Here is a 17,100-nt window from a genome sequence, read left to right on the forward strand (position 1 = left end):
TCCAATCAAGATGGTAATTTCTTAACATTATGATTATCTTTGTTTTTATTGTGTTTTACATGTTTAAGCGTGTAAATGAGGTCTATTTAGCGTTGTTATTTATAAATAACAGTCTGTTTGATTTTGACAAAAAGTCATATATAAGAAAAAAAATAAAATGAGTTTATTGATTAAAGAGATATTTTTTTAAAATAATATACTAAGATAAGTTTTCATTTTAAATGATATATCAATAGATAAAGAAAAAGGTCGCTTACGCGACCTTTTTGGAATTCACAGATAAGTTAGTGTGAATTACTTGGATGTTCTAAATCTTCGTTTTTCTTCGCAAATCGTCTACGGATCACGACGAAGAAAATAGGAACAAAGTAGATAGCAAGAGAGGTTGCGGCAATCATACCACCGAATACACCTGTACCTACTGAGTTCTGTGCACCAGAACCTGCACCATTACTTAATACAAGAGGAATAACCCCTAACATAAAGGCCAGAGAGGTCATTAGAATTGGACGTAGACGCATTCTAACAGAGTCTAACGTTGCTTCTATGAGTCCTTTGCCTTCTTTTTCCATCAAGTCTTTGGCGAATTCAACAATCAAGATTGCGTTTTTCGCCGATAACCCAATGGTTGTTAAGAGCCCAACCTTAAAGTAAACGTCGTTCTCAAGGCCTCGGAATGTGGTAAACAACAGCGCACCGATAACACCCAGAGGAACCACGAGCATAACGGAGAACGGTACTGACCAACTTTCATAAAGAGCTGCAAGGCAGAGGAATACAACTATCAAGGAAATGGTATACAGCGCAGGCGCTTGGTTACCAGATAAACGTTCTTGATATGACATTCCTGTCCATTCATAACCAATACCACTTGGTAATTTACTTGCGAGATCTTCCATCATTAGCATTGCATCACCACTACTTTGACCCGGTGTTGCACTACCTTGAATTTGGACAGCAGGTAAACCGTTATAACGCTCTAAACGTGGAGAGCCATATAACCAAGGATCTTTACTTGTATCAATGAATGATGAGAATGGAACCATCTGACCGACATTGTTACGAACATAAAGATTACCAATATCTTGTGGCAACATGCGGAATTGTGATTCAGCTTGAACATAAACTTTCTTAACACGACCACGGTCGATAAAGTCGTTTACGTAGCTACCACCAAACATGGTACCTAATGTTGAATAGATATCGCTGATTGCAACACCTTGAGCCTGCGCTTTTTCTAGGTCAATATATAGACGATACTGTGATGTATCTTCCTGACCATTAGGGCGCACACCCGTTAACATTTGAGGTTGTTGTGCAGCAAGTCCAAGAAGTTGATTTCGGGCTTCCATCAGTTTTTCATGACCGAGGTTAGCTTTATCGACTAACTCAAATTCGAAACCACCCGCAGAACCTAATTCAACAATCGCTGGAATGTTAAAGGAGTAAACAAAGGCTTCTTTAATTTGGGATAATGCCATATTGGCACGACCTACAATTGCTGGAACTTTGTCCTCATCTGCTTTACGTTCATCCCAATCATTCAATACAACGAAGACCAGACCCATATTTTGGCCTTGACCACCGAAGCCGAAGCCACTTACGGTAAAGACGGATTTAACGAGTTCTTTTTCATCGGTATTAAAGTAGTCATTTACTCTTTCTAATACGTCTTGAGTCTGTTCTTGTGTGGAGCCAGCAGGTAACTGAACCATTGTCAGTAATACCCCTTGGTCTTCCTCTGGTAAGAACGATGCAGGTAAGCGAATAAACATTAATGCCATGCCTGCGACTAATAAAACGTAAATTAATAAGTAACGGCCAGTACCGCGAAGAGTACGGGATACACTGTCAGTATAGTGATGGCTACTTTTTTCAAAGGTGCGGTTAAACCAACCAAAGAAGCCGGTTTGCACACCATGACTGCCTTTTGGTATTGGTTTTAACATTGTGGCACAAAGCGCCGGTGTTAAAATCAATGCAACGAAAACAGACAGAACCATTGCTGATACGATGGTGATAGAGAACTGGCGATAAATCGCACCTGTTGAACCACCAAAGAATGCCATTGGAATAAATACCGCAGAAAGCACGAGGGCAATACCCACCAGTGCACCTTGGATTTGCCCCATAGATTTACGTGTTGCTTCTTTAGGTGATAAACCTTCTTCTTGCATAACACGTTCGACGTTCTCTACGACAACGATGGCGTCATCCACCAGAAGCCCGATGGCAAGTACCATCGCAAACATCGTCAATGTATTTATCGAATAACCAAACGCCGAGAGTATGGCGAAAGTACCCAACAATACAACAGGGACTGCAATAGTTGGAATTAACGTAGCTCGGAAGTTCTGTAAGAACAGATACATAACTACGAATACCAACATAATGGCTTCAATAAGCGTTTTTACCACTTCGAAAATAGAGATCTTAACGAACGGCGTTGTATCATAAGGATAAACGACCTCTAATCCCGCAGGGAAGAACGGTTCCATTTCAGCTAATGCAGCACGCACAGCGGTTGCTGTATCTAATGCGTTAGCGCCCGTTGCTAGCTTAATACCGATACCAGAAGCGGGTAATCCATTAAAACGAGCAACAGTACTGTAGTTTTCAGCACCCATCTCAACTACACCGAGATCTTTTAGCTTAACCTGTGAACCGTCTGTATTGACTTTCATCAGGATATCGCCGAATTGTTCTGCGTTATTAAGTCGAGTTTGAGCAATAATAGATACGTTTAAACGCTGACCAGGTACAGGAGGCGTTCCCCCTAATTGACCTGCTGCCACTTGGTTATTTTGTGCTTTAATCGCATTAGTAACATCAAGTGTTGTCATGTTGTATTTCACCAGTTTATCTGGGTCTAACCAGATACGCATTGCGTATTGAGTACCAAATAACTGGGTTTCACCCACACCGGTTACACGGCTTAACGGGTCTTTAATCGTTGCACCCACATAGTCTGCGATATCATCTTGTGTCATTGAACCGTCATTTGAGATGAAACCGGCGACCATCAAGAATGAACTTGAGGATTTATCAACACTAATCCCTTGCTGTTGCACTTCCTGAGGTAATAGCGGCATTGCCAATTGCAGTTTATTTTGCACTTGGACTTGCGCGATATCAGGATCAGTACCTGCTTCAAAGGTCAGAGTGATATTCATCATACCTGCAGAGTCACTGGTTGCAGACATATACACCATGTTATCGATACCATTCATATTTTGTTCGATAACTTGGGTAACTGTATTCTGCACCGTAGTGGCATCAGCACCTGGATAAACCGCAGAGATAGAAATCGCTGGCGGTGCAATCGTTGGATACTGGGCAACAGGCAGTTTGATGAGTGCCAGAAGACCTGCGAGCATGGTAATTATCGCAATTACCCATGCAAATATCGGTCTATCTATAAAAAACTTAGGCATGGATCACCGACTCCTTATTGAGGATTCTTAGCTGGCTCAGTTTGTTCAGGTGATGGCTTCGCATCTAAATTCTCTTCTTGAGGTGTTACGGTCATTTTCGGTTTTGCTTTTTGCAATCCAGAAACGATAACGCGCTCACCTACCTGAACACCACTAGTTACTAGCCATTTATTACCAACAGCTTGTGATACTTGAATAGTACGAACTTCAACAACGTTGTCTTTATTAACAACCATTGCTGTTGCATCACCACGCGCAGTACGAATAACAGCTTGTTGTGGGATTAAAATAGCATCTTGACGAATACCATTTTCTAATTTAGTACGAACAAACATACCTGGCAGTAATTCCCCTTTCGGGTTAGGTACGATAGCTCGCATAGTAATAGAACCTGTTGTTTCATCAACAGTGACATCAGAAAACTCTAAATGCCCTTTCTGTGCATAAGATTGCCCATTGGTCAGTGTTAAATGAACAACTGGTTTACCTTGCTCTTGGCGAATAGCACCACTATCAATTTCATTTTTTAATTTCAGATAATCTTCACTCGATTGTGTCACATCGACATAAATCGGATCGATTTGCTGAACAGTTGTCAGTGCAACTTGTTGACCCATTGAAACCAATGCGCCTTCAGTGACCGTTGATTTACCTGAACGGCCTGAAATTGGAGATGTTACTTTTGTGTATTCAAGATTGATTTTTGCACTTGTCACAGCAGCTTCTGCAGCTCTAACAGCAGCAACGGCTTGTGCGTATTGAGATGTTGCGGCATCAAAATCTTGTTTACTGACATAGTTTGTACCTAGCAGAGGCTTATAACGCTCCACAGTGAGACGCGCTATTTCAGCATTTGCTTTCGCTTTCGCAAGTTCAGCTTGTGCACTATTTAAAGTTGCTTCAAAAAGAGCTGGATCGATTTGGTACAGTGATGTACCTGCTTCTACATAGCTTCCTTCTGTGTAATTGCGCTTTAAAATAATACCGCCAACTTGAGGGCGAACTTCAGCAATACGGAAAGCTGATGTACGACCTGGTAAATCAGTGGTGATTGTCAGAGCTTGCGAGCCTAACGTCACAACACCTACAGCAGGTGCAGGAGGTGGGCCTCCAGCAGACTGTTTAGCTTTGTCGTCACATCCAGCAAGAACCAAGCTGCCTGATAGCACTAACAGAGCCAGAGGCAAAACCCCTCTGTTTTTTCGCATAAGAAAACCTCTATTCAAACGTTGTTTCCCGGGATAAAAATAATTAAGTTGATGATTGATTGCGATGTATAGTACAAACATACATGAATGTATGTAAATTAACTTCAGTCAAAATCGAGGATTAATGGCACGAAAAACTAAACGGCAGGCACAAGAGACAAGACAGCAGATTATTGATGCTGCACTTAGGCTGTTTACTGTGCAAGGCGTTTCTGCCACATCACTTTCAGATATTGCAGCCGCTGCAGGAGTTACCCGTGGTGCAATATATTGGCACTTTAAAAATAAAGTGGATTTATTTACTGAAGCGTGCGAACTCACCGACTTAAAAATAGAATCTTTAGAAATAGAGTATCAAACAAAATACCCAGATGATCCACTATTTGTATTAAGAGAATTGCTTATTTACATATTGACATCGATTGTTGAAGATCCTAAACATAATGCACTTTTAGAAATATATTTCCATAAATGCGAATTTGTTGGTGAAATGACACCAATTGTTGAAATTCGCAGAGAATTGTGTGCAGCTGATTACTCTAGAATAGAGCAATCTTTATCTCGTTGCGTTGAAAAAAAACAACTTCCTGCCAACCTTAATTTAAGACGAGCCGCCATTATGTTAAGGGCTATGATGACTGGTCTTGCTGAAAATTGGTTATTTTCACCAGAAAGCTTTTCTATCAAAGATGAAAGTCAATATTTGGTTGATAGCTTTATTGATATGATAAAGCACAGTGCAAATATGAGAATATCTGCGTCCTCTTAATTTATTATTAAACAAAAGGAAGACATTTATGAGTAAGGTCTTAGTTATTGCTAATGGTGCGGCTTATGGTAATGAGTCATTATTTAACGCGTTGCGTTTATCTATTACATTAAAAGAACAACACCCAGAAACTCAATTAAATATCTTTTTAATGTCAGATGCTGTTACAGGGGCTTTAGCTCGCCAACAGCCTAAAGAAGGTTATAACTTACAACAAATGCTGGAAATTTTAACGGCACAAAATGTTCCGGTTAAATTATGCAAAACATGTACAGATACTCGAGGTATCAGTGATTTACCATTAGTTGATGGTGCAGAGTTAGGTACATTAGTTGATTTGGCACAATGGACGCTCGATGCGGATAAAATTCTAACATTCTGATTGTCACTTCATTTTCTCAGGAGAGAAACAACCCAAGCAACTTGTTCTGTTTACACTGCCAATTGAACGTAATTGGATTATACTAATAAACAGTTTTTCAATATTAATTGAACAAGTTGCTTAACCATGCGGATACAAACTTTTTTTTCTCAATTCAATAATCGAATGACGACGATTGTCGCCGCCACTGCTATTATTTTTATTCTTTGGTGCCTCTCCATTACCTCAGTTTTAGCTGCGGTTCCCAGTAATTTACCTACTCAAGAAAATATTCAAAATCAGCTTAATTTATTAAATAAACGTAGTGAGTTAAGCGCAGAAGATAAATTAACAATTGCGGATTTAGAACAATCTCTTTTATTACTCGATAATATTCAACAGCTAGAAAGAAAATCAGTAAATTACGATAAAACGGTAGATCAACTACCTGAAAAACTGCGTAGTACGCAATATCAACTTAATCAATTAAAACAAAAAGTCGCCAATAAAGAAGTGGGTGACTACCAAAAATCATTGGAAACATTACCATTAGCAACATTAGAATCACAATTAGAAAGTGTTCTACAATCATTACAAAAATCCCAAGATGATTTAGCTAATTACAGTAATGAACTTATCGTATTACAGACACAACCTGAAAGGGCCCAATCTGTTTTATTTAATAATTCAGATAGATTGCAACAAATAAGGACATTGCTGAATAAAAGTAGTGCGGATAAAGCACAAATGCGACCTTCTGCTGTGCAGTTATTACAATTAGAGCAATATTATCTTCAGCAACAAAATAATTTTCAAAAGCGCACATTACAGTCAAATGTGCAATTACAAAGCTTGTTACAACTCCAACGTGACTATAGCTCTGCGTATATAGACCTTTCACAGGAACGTGCACAACTGCTTCAAGATGCCATCAGTGATAAACGTCTAGACAGTTCAGAAGAAACAGCTAAAGAAGCACAAAGCACAGAACTAGATAATCAAGCCATTAATACTGATCCATTCTATTTAACGCAAACAGAAATCAATAAGCATCTTAGTGATAAACTGATCGTTACAACACAAAATAATAATGAACTAAATCGCCATAGCTTAATGGTGAAAAATCGCTTAGATAGAGCCATTCAATCTGAACGAAACCTAAAAGAACAAATTGATGTATTAAAAGGAAGTTTATTACTTTCCCGAATTTTATTTGAAGAGCAAGTTGATTTACCAGATGGTATTTTTATTAATAATTTGCCTGATAAAATCGCTGATTTGCGGTTAGAGCAATTTGAAATTAATAAACAACGTGATCAGATAATACAACCCAATATCTATATTGATCGGTTGATGCAGGAATACCAAATCACTCATCCTGAAGTCACTGATCCTAATGCACTAAAAGAGTTGCATAGTGCATTAGAATTACTTGTTGATGCGCGCCGGGAATTGCTTGATAAACTTAATAATCAATTAGGTAATCAAATTTCAGGTTCGATTAACCTGCAAATGGATCAGCAACAATTACGCAGTGTCGTAAGCTCTTTAGAAAGTACATTAGCACAACAAATTTTCTGGGTGAGTAGTAATAAACCTATCAATCTCAATTGGTTTTCAACGTTTCCTTCACAAGCCGTGGCAGAATTCCAAAGTTTTAAATTGAATTGGTCAAATGAAAATCTGTTGATCGGGGCTAAGAAATCACTCCCTGTCCTTATTGCGTTGATTCTGTTTGGTTTAATACTAATTTGGCAACGTAAAAAACTTGATACTCAGTTTGAAAAACTTAATGGGGATATTAATAAGCTCAATAAAGATTCTCAGCTACATACACCACTGGCGTTAGGTATTGTTTTCTTAAAAACATTACCTCTTTCTTGTTTTGTTTTAGCGATTGGCTATTGGCTAATAAATAGTTTTAACGTGCAACAAGAGTTTATCTGGTCTTTTGCTTGGCAATTTGCGGTATTCTGGCTGATGTTTGAATGGTCTTATCGTTTAATGTCTGATAATGGCGTTGCTGTAAAACATTTTAAAATTCCTGTCGAGCGAGTTCAGCAAAATCGTAAACGTTTATTGCGTCTTTCTCTTCCTATGTTGCCGATTATTTTACTTTCTGCTTACGGTATTAATAACCCATTATCACTGGTGGGCGATGTTATTGGGCAGTTGGTTGCGATTATTTCACTGTTTTGTATTAGTTTATGTGCATTGCCGTTTTGTCGCGAAATGTGGCAAGAAAAGGGTAATCATGTTGTTAGAACGGTTGTTATCACCCTATTAACGTTCTCGCCTTTAATTTTAATGGGATTAGTGATTTTTGGTTATTACTATACGGCGTTGCGTTTAGCAAATCGCTGGATTGATAGCTTATATCTGCTTATGTTGTGGTTCATTGCTTATCATGCCAGTTTGCGGGGATTAACCGTGGCGGCTAGAAGGCTTGCTTATCGTCGAGCCCTTGAGCGTAGACAAGCGATGTTAAAAGAAAAAAAAGAGAGCGAAGATAATAGTCTGGAGCCTATTCAAGAGCCTCCAATGGATATGGATCAAATCAATCAGCAATCATTAAGATTGACAACAATGATTTTGTTTATCATTTTTGCGTCTAGTTTCTACGGGATTTGGTCCGATTTTATTACTGTATTTACCTATTTAGATGGTATTTCACTCTGGAGCTATACATTACCCACAGAGTTAGGGAATGTTGTTAAAGCCGTCACAGTGGCAGATCTTTTATTGTCTGTTTCTATCATGGCAATCTCTTGGTTTATGACGCGAAATTTACCAGGTTTATTAGAGGTATTAATTTTATCGCGAATCAAATTGCAACAAGGCGCTTCTTACGCTATTACGACTATTTTAACCTACGTTATTATTGCAATAGGTACTATTGTCTCACTGGGTATATTAGGTGTGGCATGGGAAAAACTACAATGGTTAGCGGCGGCTTTAACGGTAGGATTAGGGTTTGGTTTACAAGAGATATTCGCAAACTTTGTATCTGGTTTAATTATTTTGTTCGAAAGACCTGTCAGAATTGGTGATACGGTTACTATTGGTACTTATTCCGGTACTGTTAGCCGAATTCGAATTAGAGCAACAACAGTGACAGATTTTGATCGTAAAGAAGTGATTATTCCTAATAAAGCCTTTGTAACAGAACGACTTATTAACTGGACATTATCCGATACTGTCACCCGCATTATTATTCAGGTAGGGGTGGCATATGGATCTGATCTTGATAAGGTCAAAGCTATCTTAATGAAAGCAGCGAAAGAGAATACCAGAGTGATGACTGAACCTGAGCCAGTCGTGTTATTTACCGAATTCGGCGCCAGTACGTTAAACCACGATTTACGTTTTTATGTCAGAACATTAGGTGATAGAAGCATTGCAATTGATGAAGTAAACCGTGCAATTGATAAGCTTTGTAATGAAAACGATATTAATATTGCGTTTAACCAACTTGATGTTTATTTGCATAATAAACAAGGTGATGAAGTACAAGAGGTAAAACGACCTCTTGATGGTTCGACACCTGAAGCCAATACCCCTTTTGCTTAATTAAGGGGCGTGTTTGTTGATTGTGTCGCCAATTTGTTTTCATAATCTTGGCGCACAATCTCAAGGGCTTCTAGTGCTGTTTTAGGATCAATATGGTGACTTTCAAGTAAGTAGATAAGATCAACAGCCAACTGAACAGATTTTGGTGCTTCTTTTAAACTCATAATTATCGCCTTTAAAATTTATCTTCTTGTTTTTCAATGCTTTTTTCAATAGAGAAAAGGGCGTTTTTACAACGTGCTAGGCGATTCTCAAGTGCGGCAATCTCTTTTTGCAATTCTTGTTGTTGCATAAAACTCTGTGCTTGCTTTAATGAAAGCTCTCTATCTTGGATCATGGCGTGTAATCTGCGCTCATAATCCTGATGTTGGGCAAGTTTTTGGTATAAATCGACACTTTTTTTTCGTTGAGTAAGCTGGTTCTCTTGCTTTCTTAGTGTTTGTGTCGATAATTCACGAGTTAATGCTTCTATTTGTTGTAGGATTTGTGTGGCCAGAAATTTAACCTGCTGGCTTCGTTGTGCCTCAACACAAGCGATTAACTGGGTAAAATTATCGCGGATCTGTTGCATATAGCCGCCAAGTGAATCACTCCGGCGGTGGAACAGTGCTGTGTCGAAGCAAGGTGCTGCAATTTTTTTGTTTGCAATAGGTGCCAGTGTTTCGGCAAGATTGTCTATCTGTTTTTTAAACAAGCTTAAAGGGTCGGGTTTATTCATCTGGTTCTTGTTCCTGGTTTGATAAAAACATGAATTGACTTAAAGCAACAAAAAAAGAGTTGTTAACTGGCTTTCTGTTGCATTTTAACGGCATATTGCATAGATTCTATCGTTTCGTTTTTTATTATGGCACTGATTATGACTGCTAACGCGCAACAACTGCAATTTATTAAAGACAGTATTGAAACCATTCCTGATTATCCAAAAGAAGGGATATTATTCCGTGATATCACTACATTACTGGATAATCCTGCTGCATATCAGGCAACCATTGATTTATTGGTAGAACACTATCAAGGTCAGGGTATCACTAAAGTCGTGGGTACCGAAGCTCGCGGTTTCCTATTTGGTGCTCCGGTTGCTTTACGCCTCGGCGTTGGTTTCGTTCCTGTTCGTAAAAAAGGTAAATTGCCTCGCGAAACGCTCAGTGAAACTTATGATTTGGAATACGGCACAGATACTTTAGAGATCCACAAAGACAGCATTACGGATAAAGACAAAGTATTAATGGTTGATGATTTACTGGCAACAGGTGGCACCATTGAAGCAACTGCACGTCTTATCCGTCGCTTAGGTGGAACCGTGACAGAAGCTGCATTTATTATCTGCTTACCTGATTTAGGCGGTATTGAGCGCTTAGAAAAACAAGGTGTTCACAGCTTTACTCTGGTTGATTTTCCAGGACATTAATTTCTTCACTGTTTAAAATGGGGTGATACACGCCATTATTTTAAACATGAGTAATAGTGCGGGTGCTTTTGTGTTATTTATGATGTGATATATAAATATCTATGGCCCGCACAATTGATTTTCCTCTCTAATACATGTCAAATATTCGACGGTTCTTTCATCAATATCTCATTTGTTTCTGACAAATCTCGCTCAATGGGGCGTCCCTGTGTTAGCATAGAGATAAATCTCGTTCAAATTTAGCGGAATCAATGAGCTATCAGGTACTTGCCCGTAAGTGGCGCCCACAAACTTTTAACGATGTTGTTGGTCAACGTCATGTGTTGACGGCTTTAGCTAATGGTCTTGATCATCAGCGACTTCATCACGCCTATCTTTTTTCTGGCACTCGAGGTGTCGGAAAAACCACTATTGCCCGATTATTTGCCAAAGGGCTCAATTGTGAAACAGGTATTACGAGTAAACCTTGTGGTCAATGTGCAAATTGCCTTGAAATAGAACAAGGGCGTTTTGTCGATTTAATCGAAATCGATGCTGCATCACGTACCAAGGTAGAAGATACCCGTGAATTGCTTGATAATGTGCAATATGCGCCAGCACGTGGACGTTTTAAGGTCTACTTGATTGACGAAGTTCACATGCTTTCTCGCCACAGTTTTAATGCGCTATTAAAAACATTAGAAGAACCACCAGAGCACGTTAAGTTTCTACTGGCGACAACCGATCCACAAAAATTACCAGTCACGATTTTATCGCGTTGCTTGCAATTTCATTTGCGTGCATTAGACATTGATCAAATTGCGACGCAACTCGAAAAAGTGCTTACTGCCGAACACATTGAAAATGATGTAAGAGCACGCCAGCTTATTGCTCGTGCCGCCGATGGTAGTATGCGAGATGCTTTAAGCTTAACAGATCAAGCTATAGCAAGTGGTGAAGGTGTTGTCACAGCAGATGTTGTAAGCCAAATGCTTGGCACTATTGATGATGCACAACCTTTAGCACTGATTGAAGCACTGGTAAAAGCAGATGGTCAACAAGTGATGTCGTTGGTCAATGAAGTGGCTTCAAGAGGAACTGATTGGGAAAACTTCTTGGTTGAAACTCTTTCATTATTGCATCAAGTTGCCATGCTGCAATTATTGCCTAGTGAGGATAATCCCCAAGAACAATTTACCCAAGAGCGTTTACGTCTATTGGCTAAATCTGTTTCACCACAAGATTTACAACTCTATTATCAAACCTTATTAGTTGGACGAAAAGAACTGGCTTATGCGCCAGATAGACGCATGGGCGTTGAAATGACGTTATTAAGGGCGTTAGCTTTTCATCCCAAAACAGTGATTGATGAGGTTTCTTCTGCGCCATTAGCGCAAACTTTGCCTTCTACGTCATCGCCAACGAATCGAATGCCAGTGAGTCATGCGCAACAAGTGTCACAGACTCATTCGTCACAAAATACACGTTCTTCTTCGCCCATGGATAATGCCTCGTTAGGTAATAGTCCAGCGGCACAACTTTTAAGAGCACGGCAGGCAATAAAGGGGACAGAACAACAAACCCCGCCAAAAAAGTCTGAACCGGCGACGCCAAATCAGGCTAAGCCGGCTGCTAGTGCATTAGAACGGCTAGCAGCCGTGAGTGAAAGACGCCAACAAGTTGCTAAGCGTCAACCTAATCCTAATGCACCTGAAAAAAAGAAAAAAGAAGCGTATCAATGGCGTCCACAAAATCCTGAGTTGATGTCAACGCAAGAGACAGTGTCTTCGCCTAAAGAAATTAAAGAAGTTCTCGAATACGAAAAAACGCCAGAATTAGCAGCCAAAATTGCGAAAGAATCACAAGAAAGAGATGCGTGGGCTGCTGAAATTGAAAAAATGCCATTACCTAAGTTGGTGCAACAACTGGCATTGAATGCGTATAAAGAGACAGTAAGTGAAGAAAATGTGATTTTGCATTTACGAACTAGACAGAAACATTTAAATTCAGCAAATGCATTACGCACACTCACAAATGCATTAAGTGAATTGCATGGAAAAGCAATTTCACTCACAATTATAGAAGATGATAATCCAGCGGTAAAAACGCCGTTGGAGTGGCGACAAGCCATTTATGATGAAAAATTGGCGTTATCGCGTCAATCGATTATTACGGATAAAACAATTCAAACATTACAGCAATATTTTGATGCTGAATTGGATGAAGAGAGTATCCGACCTGTTTAATCGCAACATATTGTATGACTTCATACTGTGTGGCTTTTACAAAGAGAGACAATTATGTTCGGAAAAGGTGGTTTGGGCAATCTGATGAAGCAAGCCCAACAAATGCAAGACAAAATGCAACAAATGCAAGAAGAGATCGCAAACTTAGAAGTGACCGGTGAATCTGGTGCTGGCTTAGTCAAGATCACTATCAATGGTGCTCATAATTGCCGTCGTGTTGAAATCGAGCCTAGTCTGTTAGAAGATGACAAAGAGATGTTAGAAGATCTGATTGCAGCCGCCTTTAATGATGCTGCGCGTCGTATTGATGAAACGCAAAAAGAGAAAATGGCCTCTGTCTCTAATGGTATGCAATTACCACCAGGCTTTAAGATGCCATTCTAATGCAAACTAGCCCACTTCTTGAATCATTAATGGAAGCGTTGCGTTGTTTACCCGGCGTCGGGCCTAAATCAGCGCAACGAATGGCTTTCCAACTGCTTCAGCGTGATAGAAGCGGTGGTATGCGGCTTGCACAAGCGTTAACACGTGCAATGTCTGAAATCGGTCATTGCTGTGATTGCCGAACTTTTACTGAAGAAGAGCGTTGCACTATCTGTGCCAATGCTCGTCGCCAGCAAAATGGGCAAATTTGTGTTGTGGAAAGTCCTGCGGATATTCATGCTATCGAGCAGACAGGGCAGTTTGCGGGGCGATACTTTGTTTTAATGGGACATTTATCCCCTTTAGATGGTATCGGACCGATGGATATAGGTTTAGATAGGCTTGAAGAGCGTTTGAGCCAGGAAACAATTTCAGAAGTTATCTTGGCTACAAACCCGACTGTGGAAGGTGAAGCAACAGCCAACTATATTGCTGAGATCTGTGCTCAGTATGATATTACAGCAAGTCGGATTGCTCACGGGGTTCCTGTGGGAGGCGAGCTTGAAATGGTTGATGGTACAACACTTTCACACTCTATTGCTGGACGCCAAAAGATCCACTATTAACATCATAAACCAATTATTAAAAAAGCACCTTTTACTTGATGTAATAAGGTGCTTTTTTTCATTTAACACCATGGAAAGCTTCGCAATTTTTATTAAAAGTAAGGTAATTACCCTTTAAAATTTCTTTTTCTAAGAAATATCTTTATCTTCAATTTATTCCTTTTTTCTTTCTGATGAATTTAGCACCTTTATGTTACATTAATCATTATCATGAAAAATAATAACTGAATGATGGAGCATCTTATGATCCCTGACGTAGCCTTAGTTGATAACAGTGAACAACGTACCCCTCTGATCTTAGTATTAGATAGCTCCGGTAGTATGTATGGTCAGCCTATTCAACAATTAAATGAAGGCCTTAAGCTACTAGAACAAGAACTAAAAAATGATGTTATTGCAGCAAAACGCGTGCGTATTTTAGTGATTGAGTATGGTGGATATGATCAATGTACTGTGCATGGTGATTGGAAAGATGCTATGGATTTTACCGCCCCCATTTTAGAAGCAAATGGCACAACCCCGATGGGGCAAGCTGTTACGCTGGCGCTTGAAGAAATAGAAGCTGAAAAACAGCGCTTTAAACAAGCAGGCGTTGCTTATACACGTCCTTGGTTATTTTTAATGTCTGATGGTGTACCAACCGATCAATGGGAACAAGCTGCGCAGCTTTGTCGCGAAGCAGAAGAAAACCAAAAAACAGCTGTATTTCCGATTATGGTTGATGGTGCATCAGCAGAAGTGATGGGAAATTTTAGTCGTAATGGTGTTAACGGTGTGAAAATGCTTAAAGGGTTGCAATTTAAAGAATTATTCTTGTGGTTAAGTGCCAGTATGCAAGTGGTTTCTCAATCAACGCCGGGTGGTACTGCACAATTACCGTCAACAGATCCTTGGGCGAGTGTACCTGTTTGATGAACGATTGGTTAGCTTATGGGGCATCGGTGACAGGAATTGCCCATCAAGAACGTCAAATTCCCTGTCAAGATGCTTATTTTATTCGTCGTAAAGGTGAGTATCTTATCGCTGCTGTTTGTGATGGTGCAGGCTCCTCTCGCTATAGTGAGCAAGGTGCTCAGCTCGTTGCTCGGTTATTTACGCTACGTATCACAGAGTGGCCAAACATTAATTTATTAACCGAAAAACAGATAACGCAAGGCGCAAAACAACTTATTGAAGATATTCGCCTCCAACTGGCTGAATATGCAGAAATAAAACAATGTTCGCTTAATGAATATGCATCAACACTGGTTGCATGTTGGATTGGTGATGATAGTGGCTATTTATTCCATTTAGGTGATGGTATTGCAGTAGTGGAATATTGCGATGGTACAAGTTATGTATCACAACCTGAAAATGGAGAATATGCTAATCAAACGTGGTTTGTGACGTCAGAAAATTGGGAAGCGCATTTACGCGTTATTCCTCTCGATAAACCAGTAAAACAAGTTATTTTGATGTCTGATGGTGTACAGCCTTTTGCCATGAATAAAGCGTGTGATGCCCTTTATGAACCGTTTATCACGCCAGTGATCCGTTATTTAAAAACAGTATCTGAAGACAGCGGAAGTGAAGCTCTTGCGGGAACATTGGCCGATCCTCGGACACATTCAATTACGGGTGATGATAAAACCTTAGTGATTTGTATCAGGGATGAAGAGTTGTGGTAAAAGCGAGAAAAAAAGGGATGGCGATATCTGGGACCACACAATTACAAGATGAAAATGGCAAGATTTATCAGATTGGCGATTTGATAAAAAGTGGGGGGGCAGGGAGTGTTAGTCACATTAATAATGCACCTTCCCAAGTATCAAAAGTTTATCATGATAAAATTGATAAAGCCTATTATCTGAAAAAAATTACCGCAATGCAGAAACTAGAGCCCACATTAAAGGCCGTTTCTGTTAATGATATCCCAATAATTCAACTCGCCTGGCCTCAAGCACGTTTATACAATAGCCAAAAGCAATTTGTTGGCTTCGTGATGCCTGAACTTGATGTGAAAAACACCATTGAGTTGGAATATATTCTTCAAGAACGTCAAGCTAAAGCCCATCATTTACCCACAGGAATGGGCGCTAAAGTTATCCTTGCTTATAATCTTTGTTCATTGATTGATGCATTGCATCAACAAGGGCATCGTATTATTGATATGAAGCCATTAAACCTACGGTTTTATAAATCAAGTTTGTATATGTCTCTTCTTGATTGTGATGGTTTTAGTATTCAAGGGGAAAAAATACGCTATCCCGCAGGACAATTTACTGTCGAATATTTAGCACCAGAATTTCAAGCAAAACAAGCTATCCCACAAGACCAAGAAGAGCGACAAGATCTATTTGCCTTAGCCGTTATTATTTTTCAACTGCTTAATTTTGGTATCCATCCTTTTAGTGGCCGCCCTAAAAACGATACAGTTCCTACGGATATTCCTAGACGTATTGCTGGTCGTTTTTATGGTTATGGTGTGAAGGCGCATAATTTAATTACCCCAAATGTTGCTAGTGGCCATAAACAATTACCCGATAAACTGAGAACATTATTTGATAAAGCTTTTTCAGGAAATCCTACATTAAGACCCAGTGCGAAAACATGGGCTACGGCGCTTTATGAATACGCACAATCTGAAAAGCAGCAAATGTTGGTATGTCAGAAGGATAAAAAACACCAATATTTTGCGGGTAAAGCCTGTGCAGCATGTGCAAGACAAACCCAGCTACAGCAAGTGGCTATAACTCAAAAACAAAGCCAAAAACAACGAGAGCAAATACGTCAAAATAGCATCAAAAATGCTAATGTTAGACACACCCCCATACACACGGCTCCAGCTAAACCAATACAGCCACCTGCTATTTTTATCTCGTTAAAACAAGCACTAAGTAAAGTTCCTGCTGTTATTTTTCACACCGCTATTGCCATCATAGCGCCGATTATTTTCGGATTATTTTTGATGTATTTTATTCCGCAAGGAATAAGTGGCGATTTAGGTTTTACTTGGATCACTGACTTAATAAAAGCGAATTATATTGAACAGCTACTAATAACAATGTTAAGCGTGATTTTTTTAATGATGATAGCCATTATTATACTCATCATTTTTATTCTCCCTTCATTACGTATTTTGAAAAGAAAACCTTAA

General features: G+C 39.4%; 14 protein-coding genes. 10 read left to right on the forward strand and 4 right to left on the reverse strand.

Annotated elements, in window-relative coordinates; translation table 11 throughout:
- Positions 1-284 precede the first annotated feature (284 nt).
- The gene (locus GTH24_RS03640; protein ID WP_072069371.1) at positions 285-3,434 is read right to left on the reverse strand and encodes an efflux RND transporter permease subunit; all 3,150 of its coding nucleotides are present in this window, start codon (positions 3,432-3,434) and stop codon (positions 285-287) included.
- A 14-nt stretch (positions 3,435-3,448) separates the two neighbouring features.
- On the reverse strand, positions 3,449-4,642 hold the full coding sequence (locus tag GTH24_RS03645) for an efflux RND transporter periplasmic adaptor subunit (protein ID WP_072069370.1): 1,194 nt from the start codon (positions 4,640-4,642) through the stop codon (positions 3,449-3,451).
- 124 nt (positions 4,643-4,766) lie between these two features.
- On the opposite strand from GTH24_RS03645, the gene acrR reads away from it, so the two are divergent.
- From acrR to mscK, 3 genes are all read left to right on the forward strand, one after another.
- Positions 4,767-5,411, forward strand: coding sequence for a multidrug efflux transporter transcriptional repressor AcrR (gene acrR, locus GTH24_RS03650; RefSeq protein ID WP_072069369.1), 645 nt, complete (start codon positions 4,767-4,769; stop codon positions 5,409-5,411).
- A 28-nt stretch (positions 5,412-5,439) separates the two neighbouring features.
- The gene (locus GTH24_RS03655) at positions 5,440-5,793 is read left to right on the forward strand and encodes a DsrE/DsrF/TusD sulfur relay family protein (protein WP_072069368.1); all 354 of its coding nucleotides are present in this window, start codon (positions 5,440-5,442) and stop codon (positions 5,791-5,793) included.
- Positions 5,794-5,958: 165 nt separating this feature from the next.
- A complete protein-coding gene (gene mscK / locus GTH24_RS03660; protein WP_404932767.1) occupies positions 5,959-9,342 on the forward strand; it encodes a mechanosensitive channel MscK in 3,384 nt (1,127 codons plus the stop codon).
- Here the strand turns inward: mscK and rsmS are convergent.
- A complete protein-coding gene (rsmS, locus tag GTH24_RS03665) occupies positions 9,339-9,506 on the reverse strand; it encodes a pleiotropic regulatory protein RsmS (RefSeq protein ID WP_072069366.1) in 168 nt (55 codons plus the stop codon). The genes mscK and rsmS overlap by 4 nt on opposite strands.
- 11 nt (positions 9,507-9,517) lie before the next feature.
- Positions 9,518-10,060 carry a primosomal replication protein PriC gene (priC, locus tag GTH24_RS03670; protein WP_164525959.1) on the reverse strand — a complete coding sequence of 181 codons (543 nt, stop codon included), beginning with the start codon at positions 10,058-10,060 and terminating at the stop codon, positions 9,518-9,520.
- A gap of 138 nt (positions 10,061-10,198) precedes the next feature.
- On the opposite strand from priC, the gene apt reads away from it, so the two are divergent.
- From apt to GTH24_RS03705, 7 genes are all read left to right on the forward strand, one after another.
- Positions 10,199-10,750 carry an adenine phosphoribosyltransferase gene (apt, locus tag GTH24_RS03675; protein ID WP_036932856.1) on the forward strand — a complete coding sequence of 184 codons (552 nt, stop codon included), beginning with the start codon at positions 10,199-10,201 and terminating at the stop codon, positions 10,748-10,750.
- A 251-nt stretch (positions 10,751-11,001) separates the two neighbouring features.
- Positions 11,002-12,975 carry a DNA polymerase III subunit gamma/tau gene (gene dnaX / locus GTH24_RS03680; RefSeq protein ID WP_164525960.1) on the forward strand — a complete coding sequence of 658 codons (1,974 nt, stop codon included), beginning with the start codon at positions 11,002-11,004 and terminating at the stop codon, positions 12,973-12,975.
- A gap of 54 nt (positions 12,976-13,029) precedes the next feature.
- Complete coding sequence (locus tag GTH24_RS03685; RefSeq protein WP_164525961.1) at positions 13,030-13,359, forward strand: YbaB/EbfC family nucleoid-associated protein; 330 nt, start codon at positions 13,030-13,032, stop codon at positions 13,357-13,359.
- Positions 13,359-13,964: a recombination mediator RecR gene (recR, locus tag GTH24_RS03690; protein ID WP_072069364.1), complete on the forward strand. Its 606-nt coding sequence runs from the start codon at positions 13,359-13,361 to the stop codon at positions 13,962-13,964. Before GTH24_RS03685 ends, recR begins: the two co-directional genes overlap by 1 nt.
- 243 nt (positions 13,965-14,207) lie before the next feature.
- Positions 14,208-14,876, forward strand: a complete 669-nt coding sequence (locus tag GTH24_RS03695) for a vWA domain-containing protein (protein WP_241254021.1) — start codon at positions 14,208-14,210, stop codon at positions 14,874-14,876.
- Positions 14,876-15,631 carry a PP2C family serine/threonine-protein phosphatase gene (locus GTH24_RS03700; protein ID WP_164525962.1) on the forward strand — a complete coding sequence of 252 codons (756 nt, stop codon included), beginning with the start codon at positions 14,876-14,878 and terminating at the stop codon, positions 15,629-15,631. The genes GTH24_RS03695 and GTH24_RS03700 overlap by 1 nt, the downstream gene beginning before the upstream one ends.
- A gap of 17 nt (positions 15,632-15,648) precedes the next feature.
- Complete coding sequence (locus GTH24_RS03705) at positions 15,649-17,100, forward strand: DNA-binding protein (protein ID WP_141650210.1); 1,452 nt, start codon at positions 15,649-15,651, stop codon at positions 17,098-17,100.

Source organism: Proteus vulgaris (assembly GCF_011045815.1).
GTDB classification, from domain to species: Bacteria; Pseudomonadota; Gammaproteobacteria; order Enterobacterales; family Enterobacteriaceae; genus Proteus; species Proteus vulgaris_B.